Source organism: Sulfuricurvum sp. (genome assembly GCF_028688295.1).
GTDB lineage: Bacteria > Campylobacterota > Campylobacteria > Campylobacterales > Sulfurimonadaceae > Sulfuricurvum.
On the sequence record NZ_JAQTYM010000076.1, the window covers coordinates 1 to 9,639 of the forward strand.

Sequence of the window (9,639 nt, forward strand, 5' to 3'; positions counted from 1 at the left end):
CACTTCTATGTTTTTGATAAGAGTATCGTACCGCTCTTTCGGTAAATTTTACCCTCCACATTTATCTGCCGAAAATCAAGCTCTATTTTGCAAAAGAGTATTCAGATCGACGATGACCGCCGTACCGTCAAATTTTCCGAAATCAGGTTCGGAAGCAATAAAAGGCAAAGAGATAAAAAGTAAAAAAATGAATCTCATACAAAATATTCCTTTTACGATATTTTTTTCCCAATAATATAAACATGCTTTAATGGAAATTGATCCAGTTCAAGATGTTTACATTCAACATTATTAGCTGACAATATACGCAAATTTTCTGTAATTCCTAAAGAACTATAATAAAATGTATCATTCAACCATTGATCTGTATGTTCTCCGATAGCATCACCGAGTGTATAAATTATAATGCCGTCTTTTGATAACATGTTACATAGTTTTGATAATACATTTTCATGTTGCGTTAACGGTAGATGAAAAATACTATCCCATGCAAGTATTAAATCAAATTTCTTATCACTCTTCCACATACATATATCAGTAAAAATAAACTCTACATCTGGATGATTTTCAGAAGCTAATTTAATCATCCTTTTGGAGATGTCAATTCCTGTTGTAGCGAATTTTTTCTCTTGCAATAAACGAATAAATCTACCGCCTGCTCCGCATCCCACATCAAGAGCTCTATCATGATTTGTACAAAAGCTTAATGCTTTCAAAAGCTGATTTATTCCATATGTAGAAGATTGATGGGTTTCATTCCACATGTCAGCAATTTTGTCATACTTCTTTCCTATTTCAATTGATTCCATAAAAACCCCTCATAATCGGTATGATTTAGCGATACTATTTTACCTTCCCTTTGCACGTTCTCCTCTGAGTGTCATTACCGCACTTATCACATGTGCTATCACCTTACCGTCTTCACGTGTAATATCACATTCATAATGCGTAAGTGTATTTCCACTTTGAATAGGTCGAGCTGAAGCAGTCAATACTGCATCCCAACTCGGTCTAAAAAAATTAATTTTTAAATCAATGCTTGCGAAGGTTTCATCTTCTTGCATTAAAGTCGAATGTGCGGTGCCGATAGCAGCATCTGCTAATTCACACAATAATCCTCCGTGTATTGTCCCTTGCTGATTTCCATGTAGAGGTGGTGTAGCATCTATCGCAACTTTTGCTGTTCCAAGCCCTACTTCAACAATACGCAATTTTAGCGTTTGAGATATTGCTGTCGGGTAATTCATATGAGTAGTCTCATGAGTGGATAATGTTCCATCTAAAGATTTCTTCAAATACTCGAGTACAGGCAATTGTGTGTTCATTCTAGTCTCCGTTTTTTGAAGAATTTTACAATGATCTGATTGGTAGTTATTTGTCTGAAAGGTTCTTTAATTTGACTGATTGGATAGGTGAAGAACCAAATTGCTCTCTAAATGATCTAGAAAAATGTGCATGACTTTTAAACCCGCTTACAAAAGCAGCTTGTCCTATAGCATAACCCATTTGTTCAATCAAATATTTAGCGTGTATAAGTCTTTTTTCCAACAGCCATTTCATAGGGGAGGAGCCAAAGGTTCTTTTGAATTCCGACTTAAACGCCGAAATACTTCTCCCACTCAATTTTGCGAATTCATTAATCGAGAGATTTTGATCAAAATGTTCTTCCATAAAAGCTTTTAAATCATTTTTTCCGAGTAAAGAGGACATAAAATACTGCATAAAGCTTTCACCGTATGGACTGTCTAGCAACAATAACATCATCTCTTTGAGTTTCAATTCTAAAATTTCGTCAGCATAATCAGTTTTATGATCTATAAAAAGCTTTATTGAATCAGCACATAATTTTATTAAAGGAGTAGCCTGAATTTTAAACATAGCAGAAGAAGAAAACTTTTTCGTATTATAATTTTTATAGGGTAATTGAGTAAAAAGTTTTGCTGTACGATGATCGTCAAACATTATTACTAGAGAAGTATAGTCATTATCACTTATTATTTCACTATTAACATACTGCCCTTTAGCTAAAAAAAATGCTTCTCCTTTTGTAACAATAAAATCACCGGATTGAGTCATGATTTTTTTTTGACCACTATAAACAATACTTAAAATGTTATGATTAATAAATAATGGCAGTTCTTCACCAAAAGATTGTGAACAATATTTTGCATAAATAGCTGACGGGGTCTGAACTAATTTGGCTTGATCATAGTCAGCTAAAAGAATTGCATTATTCATTATAAAATTCCCAATCCTTTTTATTCTATACTATTGAAATCCGGAAAATGCCCGACCATTTCACCGTAATTTTTACGGGTTTTAAGTGCTTCTATCACAACTGGGAGAGGCTGAGAATACCGCTCACTCAAATCGTATTCATTCTCCCCTAATTCAAATGCCAGTTTTTCATGCGGCGGGTTAAACTGCGCATCTACTCCCTCTTTGTTTCCGCGCGTATCGACTCGATACCAGCCGAACGCTTTGAGATACACGGCATTCAGCCCGTGCAGACAATAAATACCCTCGACATATTCCGAACAACTCAGCCGTTGATAGCATAGTGCCGTCGGAATACCGTTAGCGCGCAATAATGCAGCCAATAGGTGACTTTTAGCATAGCACCACCCTTGTCCTTGTTCGAGCACTTCACTGGCGCGTAGGGTTGTAATACCCTTTCCCGCATCACCCGTATGACGTATTTCATCACGGACGAACTCAAAGCACTGTTTGGCGATTTCAGTGTCATTCTTGCACCCTTTGGCCAATTCACGTGCTTTTTCGGATACTTTTGGATGTGTGAAATCGATGATGTCAGTGGACGCTAAATACTCTTCCATTTCACAAAACCCTCTTTAACTTTCGTCCGCCGGAAATTTCAAAACCTTCTCGCTCATAAAATGCCAATGTCGCATCGAACTGAGGTAATGGAGGAGTCGTCACTTCGAGACGTTTCCAGCCTCTCTCATCACCGAAATCTTTTAGTGCTTGAATCAACATATTTCCGATACCTTGTGAACGATACGATGGACGAACATACAACTCTGCCATCGTTCCGAAAGCTCCTTCAGCATAAAGGGCAAATCCCTCATACACAGTAACAAACCCGATCAATTCGCCGTTTTCATTGTCTTGAGCGACAAATACGAAGTTTTTTTCCTGTTCGATAAACTCTGCCAAACGCGATTTCGTATCTTCAAGATCAAAATGGAATGCATCAATTCCGATTCGATCCATAATCTCTTGTAAAAGTTCGCCGACTAAGATAGCTATAGCATCTGATTGATCTTATACAGCTCGACCAATAATAGTTTTTTGCATTATACATCCGCTTGTTTCTCAAATTGTTGCATCAACTGAATCGTCGCACTATCGGCAAAGCCGTTTCGTTCTTCTATGTGTTTGATAAGAGTATCGTACCGCTCTTTCGGTAAATTTTGCCCTGCTTTGACTTTGAGGCTCATCACGTTCGGTACGATTTTATAGACCCCCGTTAGCTCCATCATTTTCGTATAGATCGGGTTTGCCGCATCAATGGCGTCGTATTTCCCCTCAGGTTGCATTTTCTCCATCAGAGCAGTCAATCCGAACGCTTTTTCTCGCTCATCTCTTAGCCGTATCGCTTCACCGCTGATATGCACCGAGGTAAAAAACTGTGTCGCGGGATATGCCGCACTGGTATCGCTAAAATACGACGGGATATAGGCATAAGGTTTTACAACCAAAAACGCCACCTTTGCACGCTCCCCTATTGCTTCGACTTTTCGCCCTTCAATGCTTCCGTGAAAGTACACCGCCCCCTCACGATACGCGAAATTAACCGCTACGCCGTAGGGTTCATCACGGCTCATAAGCGACAATACCCCGTACTCGCATTCGCTTAATACCGATTCGATGGCTTGCGGGTCGGTGACTTCGAATTCTGATCGTCTCATGTCGCTTTCCTCAAAAATTTTGTGATACTATATCGCCAATCTGCACTCTAAACAAGTGACAAAATATTTACAAACTATGAGGTCAGTTTATGTATCTCCTCGACGCAACTTCGGAAATACCTCTGCATATCCAGCTCTATGAAACACTCAAACACGACATCACGACTACACTTGCCATCGGGAGCAAACTCCCCTCGATCCGCAAAATCTCCCAAGAGTACCGCATCAGCAAAAATACCGTCGAATCCGCCTATAGCCAGCTCTATGCCGAAGGATACATCGAGAGCCGTCCCAAAAGCGGTTATTATGTCGCGGATGCCGATTTTAATCCGCTCGGAAAACCTGCATTGCTAGAGCCTACCGACACACCCGCCATCACCTACCGCTACAACTTTTACCCCGTCCGCCTCTCCAAAGAGGTCTTTCCCCTCAAACTCTGGAAACGGCTCTATAATCGCGCCATAGACGACACCCTCGATTTCGGTGCCTACTCCGACCCGCAGGGGGAGTTTGGATTGAGAGCTGAAATAGCACGGTATTTGACCGAACTGCGCGGCGTGCGGTGCGACGCTTCTCAGATTATCGTTACGGGGGCATTTATCGACGCGATGAGTATGATCGCCGATATTCTTCGCCCGACGCACTCTCATTTTGCCATCGAGCATCCCGGCTACCATATTTCCCGAAAGGTTTTCGCCCACCGACATTATGGTATTACCCCCATAGGGGTCGATGAAAACGGACTCCTCATCGATGAGCTATCCGCCTCCGATGCACGAGTCGTCTACATCACCCCCTCGCACCAGTACCCAACAGGTGCGGCGATGCCCATCACCAACCGTCTAAAACTCCTCGCATGGGCAAAAGAGAACGACGGCTACATCATCGAAGACGACTACGACAGCGAACTCACCTACCGCTCCCGCCCTATCCCCTCACTCCAAGGACTCGACAGTAGCGAGAGAGTCATCTACATCGGCACCTTTGCAAAAGCCCTCTCCCCCGCTTTGCGTGTCGGATATATCGTACTGCCTACTCATCTGATGGATCGATACCGCTCCTTTCACGGCACGTTTTCGCGTGTCAGCCTCATGACCCAAAAGACGTTGGAGCTGTTCATGCGTGAGGGGCATTGGGAACGTCATCTGCGACGGGTACGAAACCTGAATCGCAAGAAACACGATCTGATGAAACAAATGCTCACGAAATATTTGGGGAATTCGATACACATCCTCAGCGAAGGGGGAGGTCTCTCGATCAATATCCGCCCTACTTCCGACATCGATTATGATGCTTTGAGAACAAGAGCCGAAGAGGCGGGGATCAAGCTCTATTTTGCGAAAGATTACTCTGGGGGTGAATGGGACGCCATTCGGATGGGATTCGGCGGTTTCGAGATGGAGGAGATAGAACCTGCGGTTAGAGCGTTTGCGGAAATCTTTTTAAGAGGAATAGAGTAAAATATTTAGAAATATGTCGATGTATAAAACTTTGCTTGGATATTTCTAATATTAGAACATTTTGAATGTTTAATTATCTTGTGAATTTCTAGCTAATGGTATATTTTGGGTATGAATAAATAGTTAACCTTACAATGGAAAGAAACAGGACTCAAATTTCATGGAAACAAAAATTAATTGGGATGAAATCAACATAATCATCCAAGAACGATCAAGTAAACAGTCGTACATGCTACAGCCCAACGAGATGAGTCCTATTGACTTAGAAAAGATTGGATTTTTGATTTCAGAGATTAATGAGTTTCCTGATAATCAAAAAAAAGTAAGTGAGTCAGGAACGCTTTTTGAAAAATATCTTTCTGATAAATACTGCGAGTTGTCTCCCAAAAGTATCGACAGATTAGTTCATAGATTCTGCTTCTTAAACAAATAGCATATCTACAATGATACAAACGAATGTAGTTTCCGCTCGTTCCCAACGTCCTCGTTGGGAATGCAGAGTAATATATACACTCCCAAGCTAGAGCTTGGGAGCGAGACAAAAATTTGGAAAAGATTACTGAATGAAAGAGTTACTCTATACTTTACAAGGCTTAATAATCCTGTTCTCATTAGAACAATACTTACGACAAAATAAAAAATGGGACACTGTCTTTGAGTATTTAGAAACAGGATTCAAAGCTTTTCTAAATTGGCGTTCCGATGCCAATATTATTGAAGAAATGAAAGTTATTCCAGATTTATTTGCAAAACTAGGTTTTATAGCACTCATCTGTATCTTTTTAACAATGTGGTTGAAGATAGACAATATTGCAGTTTTACAAGCTTTTCTCGGCGTAATCATGTTAAGTATTACTACGATTTTTTCTTTTAACTGGGTTTTCAAACATCGTGAAACCATAAAAGAATTCAAACCTGTTATGTACATTTATGGTTTACTAGGATTAATCATATTAGTGAATATTTTTGTTTCAGAGATATATCCAAGTGATCTTATATCAATAGCGAATCAATACAATTTGACTATATCAACAAAATATGAAATTGCCATAAGTTTTCTTTTCTATTTCTCTTTAGCAATATTGTCATTTTATGTGTTCATGTGGATATTTGCTTTAATTTTCCCAATTTCAATATTGATTATATTATTTACTACCTCTAAACTATCTAGATATATAAGGCTAAAATTGAATAAACAAAGTTTTGTTGGATTGATAGGGGTACTGCAAATTGTTGTACTTTTTGGTTTATATAAATACACCTAACAAACCAAACATACAACATACGGGACAGGCGTTCCCCTCGCTCCCACTCTCTGAGTGGGAATGCAGACTAACATATACAATTAAGGCTATTTCATACCTCTTTTACCGCTTTAACCCTCAACCGCACATAATCGACGTGCCAACCGTCGTTTTCATCGTACAACTTCGGTTTCGTAATCCTACTAACCTCTTCTTTAAACACACTAAACTCTTCACGACTCAAATGAGCCGTTACCCCGTTGGCAAAAAGATCAAGCCAGTTGGCGATATCATCTACTGGAGTCGATCGCGGAATTAACTCACAGTATTCTACTCTAAAACCGTACGACTCCAAGAGGGTATGATACTCTTCAACGCTTGGAAAATACCACGGGTCTTCAAACGCTCCAAATTCAGGGTGATTTTTAAACACCTCTTTCATCGCATCGACGGCAGTTTTACAATTACCTACCCCTCCAAACTCTGCGACAAATCTCCCATTAGGCTTCAATGCTTCATAAATGTTTCTAACGGCGGTTTCACTCTCTTTGACCCAATGAAGCACCGCATTGGAAAAGACCGCATCAAATCGGTTTTTAAACTCCAACTCCGTAACACTCATTACCGTTGCATCAATCCCTTTGGCACGTGCATTTTTTACCATCTCGTGACTCAAATCGACTCCCGTTACTCTCGCACCACTCTTTTGGATTTCAAGCGCCAACGTCCCCTCACCGCATCCCAAATCCAAGATTTCTTCTCCCTCTATCGGAGCAAGCAAATCAACGACGGGCAATGCCAAGTTCGAGACGAATGAAGCATGTTTATTATATTCCTGCGCATTCCAACTGTTTTCATTACGTTTCATCATCCCCTCATAAATCCCAAGCACCTCGTCACTGCTGATCTCACCGCCTCGCTTTTGCGAAATCCGTTTTACCTCGTCGGCAATCACCGATTGCATCTCTATGGGTACGTCGATACCGTATATCTCTTTTAACACATACGCCACGCCCCCTTTTCCAGATTGGGAGTTGATACGGATCGAGTCTTTGTACTCTCTGCCGATGTCACGCGGATCGATCGCCAAATACGGTACTTCCCATGTGGAACTATTGTTCTCCCTGTGATGTTCCATCCCCTTTTTGATCGCGTCTTGATGAGTACCTGAAAATGCAGTGTAGATCATAGAACCCACATACGGATGACGCTCGGCTACGCTCATACCCGTGATGCTTGTGATACGACTTAATATCTCATCCACTTTCTCAACCCTCAAACACGGATCGATCCCCTGCGAAAAATAGTTGAACGCCAACGTGATCAAATCAACATTCCCCGCCCGCTCACCGTTGCCGAGGATCGTCCCCTCCACTCTCTGAGCGCCTGCCAATACTGCCAACTCCGCACTCGCTACCGCGCATCCGCGATCGTTGTGGGGATGGACACTGATGATGACACTTTCACGGTTTTGGATGTGTTTGGACATCCACTCGATACGATCGGCATAGATGTTGGGTGAACATGCTTCCAACGTATTGGGAAGGTTCAAAATCATCGGATGCTCCCGTGTCGGTTCCCACGCGCTAATCACCGCATTGGAAATATCGCTGGCAAAATCCAACTCGGTCTGTGAAAAGCTCTCCGGTGAATACTCAAACACCACCTCTCCGCCAAAGCGCTGTGCTTCACGTTTGATACACGCCACACCCTCTAACGCCAACGCGATGATCTGCTCACGGCTTCGGCGGAAGACGACACTGCGCTGATTCGTGGCGGTTGGATTGTACAAATGCATCGTGATCCGTTTCGCGCCTCGTAATGCCTCGAAACTACGGATGATATGACGCTCTATCGAGGGGACAAGTACTCCGATAGTAACATCCTCAGGGATCAACCCCTCCTCGATCAAACGACGGCAGAAATCAAACTCCGTCTGTGACGCGCTGGGATAGGCAACCTCGATCTCTTTGAACCCGAACTCGACCAACGCTTTAAAATAGGCAACCTTTTGCTCTATACCCATAGGGTTAGCTAATGCTTGATTCCCATCGCGTAAATCGGTACTGACCCAACGCGGGGCAACTGTGGCAGATTTATCCGCCCACTCTCTTTTATCCAATTTTACCGTTGGATACGACGTATATTTTGTATGCGTGTGCATAGAGATATCCTCATATAGTTAACAATGAAAAAATGCTGATATACGGACGCACTGCGCCCGATATAGCAAAACTAAAAATTAAAAAAAGAAACGGAAAAAAAGGAAATTACAGCAGGTTCAGCAGGAGGAGAGAGAAGCTCACGATACGGTTATCCGTAATAGGTTGTGAAATAGGCATAGTATGACTTTTCATGGTCTCTCCTTTGTATGTATTGTTGAAATTGTATCGGTAAATAATTGAGAATGCAACCCTGTTGTATTCGGATTGATCTTTTTTTTAATGGATATCAAAATATTTGCCGATATATCCCTAACTCCAAAAGGAGGATAAATCATGGATCCAATCAATTCACAAGGTGGAATGGGACCGCAGATGTACGCTTTGAAAAAAGCGATCGATTCGCAAGATCAAGGGATTATGAAATTGCTTGAGAGTGTCCCTGTTCCTCAAGATTCCAATGCATCACTAGCTGCCGAGCTGACCGGTCTGGGTCAGAATCTCGACATCAAGGCTTGATTTTAGCATTCAACTAAGCTCAAGCCATCTTGATGCTATACTGATTGCATGAAAGACATTTACGATAACACCCATTTTAAAATCTCTCACAACGGCGAAGAGATCGATTTTACGATTGATACCCTACCCACTTACGCACCCTTCGATGCACCCTTTGCCATTCTCACCGCATGGAATCCAAATAATCAACCACTTAGTCTTGAGGAAAACACGGCTCGTAACGAACAGCTTTTTGAGAAGCTTTTAGAATACGGCTATCCGTTTGATGAAGCGTTGGGATATTTGAATGATCACAGCGAAGAGAGCTATTGTATTTATAATA

At 41.6% G+C, this 9,639-nt stretch carries 13 protein-coding genes; 5 read left to right on the plus strand and 8 right to left on the minus strand.

What is annotated here, in order from left to right; translation table 11 throughout:
- Nucleotides 1–75 precede the first annotated feature (75 nt).
- From PHR02_RS11805 to PHR02_RS11835, 7 genes are all read right to left on the minus strand, one after another.
- Entirely contained in the window at nucleotides 76–198 is a 123-nt protein-coding gene (locus PHR02_RS11805; RefSeq protein ID WP_299992299.1) for a hypothetical protein, read from the minus strand.
- Nucleotides 199–212: 14 nt separating this feature from the next.
- Entirely contained in the window at nucleotides 213–809 is a 597-nt protein-coding gene (locus PHR02_RS11810) for a class I SAM-dependent methyltransferase (protein WP_299992300.1), read from the minus strand.
- A gap of 39 nt (nucleotides 810–848) precedes the next feature.
- Nucleotides 849–1,325: a PaaI family thioesterase gene (locus PHR02_RS11815; RefSeq protein ID WP_299992301.1), complete on the minus strand. Its 477-nt coding sequence runs from the start codon at nucleotides 1,323–1,325 to the stop codon at nucleotides 849–851.
- 46 nt (nucleotides 1,326–1,371) lie between these two features.
- Nucleotides 1,372–2,238: an AraC family transcriptional regulator gene (locus tag PHR02_RS11820; RefSeq protein ID WP_299992303.1), complete on the minus strand. Its 867-nt coding sequence runs from the start codon at nucleotides 2,236–2,238 to the stop codon at nucleotides 1,372–1,374.
- 20 nt (nucleotides 2,239–2,258) lie between these two features.
- Nucleotides 2,259–2,837, minus strand: a complete 579-nt coding sequence (locus tag PHR02_RS11825) for a transglutaminase family protein (protein WP_299992304.1) — start codon at nucleotides 2,835–2,837, stop codon at nucleotides 2,259–2,261.
- A gap of 1 nt (nucleotide 2,838) precedes the next feature.
- The gene (locus PHR02_RS11830) at nucleotides 2,839–3,234 is read right to left on the minus strand and encodes a GNAT family N-acetyltransferase (RefSeq protein WP_299992305.1); all 396 of its coding nucleotides are present in this window, start codon (nucleotides 3,232–3,234) and stop codon (nucleotides 2,839–2,841) included.
- A gap of 83 nt (nucleotides 3,235–3,317) precedes the next feature.
- Nucleotides 3,318–3,932 carry a pyridoxamine 5'-phosphate oxidase family protein gene (locus PHR02_RS11835; RefSeq protein WP_299992306.1) on the minus strand — a complete coding sequence of 205 codons (615 nt, stop codon included), beginning with the start codon at nucleotides 3,930–3,932 and terminating at the stop codon, nucleotides 3,318–3,320.
- 89 nt (nucleotides 3,933–4,021) lie between these two features.
- Here PHR02_RS11835 and PHR02_RS11840 point away from each other — a divergent pair, with 89 nt between their 5' ends.
- The 3 genes from PHR02_RS11840 to PHR02_RS11850 all read left to right on the plus strand — a co-directional run bounded on the left by PHR02_RS11840 (nucleotide 4,022) and on the right by PHR02_RS11850 (nucleotide 6,657).
- On the plus strand, nucleotides 4,022–5,392 hold the full coding sequence (locus PHR02_RS11840; RefSeq protein WP_299992307.1) for a PLP-dependent aminotransferase family protein: 1,371 nt from the start codon (nucleotides 4,022–4,024) through the stop codon (nucleotides 5,390–5,392).
- Nucleotides 5,393–5,552: 160 nt separating this feature from the next.
- Nucleotides 5,553–5,825 (plus strand): hypothetical protein, encoded by a 273-nt coding sequence (locus PHR02_RS11845; protein WP_299992308.1) that lies wholly within the window; start codon nucleotides 5,553–5,555, stop codon nucleotides 5,823–5,825.
- A gap of 130 nt (nucleotides 5,826–5,955) precedes the next feature.
- Nucleotides 5,956–6,657, plus strand: a complete 702-nt coding sequence (locus PHR02_RS11850) for a hypothetical protein (RefSeq protein ID WP_299992309.1) — start codon at nucleotides 5,956–5,958, stop codon at nucleotides 6,655–6,657.
- 91 nt (nucleotides 6,658–6,748) lie between these two features.
- On the opposite strand, the gene PHR02_RS11855 is transcribed toward PHR02_RS11850, so the two are convergent.
- Nucleotides 6,749–8,800 carry a 2-isopropylmalate synthase gene (locus PHR02_RS11855; RefSeq protein WP_299992310.1) on the minus strand — a complete coding sequence of 684 codons (2,052 nt, stop codon included), beginning with the start codon at nucleotides 8,798–8,800 and terminating at the stop codon, nucleotides 6,749–6,751.
- Nucleotides 8,801–9,134: 334 nt separating this feature from the next.
- Between PHR02_RS11855 and PHR02_RS11860 the strand changes: the two genes are divergently transcribed.
- Nucleotides 9,135–9,317: a hypothetical protein gene (locus tag PHR02_RS11860; protein WP_299992311.1), complete on the plus strand. Its 183-nt coding sequence runs from the start codon at nucleotides 9,135–9,137 to the stop codon at nucleotides 9,315–9,317.
- 48 nt (nucleotides 9,318–9,365) lie between these two features.
- On the plus strand, nucleotides 9,366–9,639 hold a 274-nt coding region (locus PHR02_RS11865), incomplete at its 3' end, for a DUF3293 domain-containing protein (RefSeq protein ID WP_299992312.1).